General features: G+C 44.9%; 1 protein-coding gene. It reads right to left on the reverse strand.

Annotated features, from left to right (window positions below; all coding sequences use genetic code 11):
* Positions 1-38: 38 nt before the first annotated feature.
* The coding region (locus D0T66_RS16285) for a hypothetical protein (RefSeq protein ID WP_221412245.1) at positions 39-365 on the reverse strand (327 nt) is incomplete at its 5' end.

Below are 365 nucleotides of genomic sequence, written 5' to 3' on the forward strand. Positions count from 1 at the left end.
ACAGTACGATAGCCTGCGTTAAGATTCTTTTTTTCATGTTATAAAAGAATAAGCCACCTCCCCCTGCCCCCACAAGAGGGGGTAACAGAAAAAGATGAAGTGAATAATATGTTTGATTGAGCCCCACCAAACCTCCCCGTGGGGGAGGCTAAGAGAAGGATATATTTTCGTTTTTTGTTGAATGGTGGTGCAAACCCATTTCCCCCTCTGGGGGATAAAGGGGGCCGGTTATTGTCATCCCGATACGGAGCGAGGGATCTCGGTGCGTTCTTACTAATTGCCTCCACTTTTAAGTGGAGGTCTCGAAAGGTTGGTTCAAAAATGGCTTTAGCCAAATATCTTTTGACTAAAGTCATCTCCTGAAA

The sequence above is a fragment of the Dysgonomonas sp. 25 genome, assembly GCF_010501075.1.
Classification (GTDB): domain Bacteria; phylum Bacteroidota; class Bacteroidia; order Bacteroidales; family Dysgonomonadaceae; genus Dysgonomonas.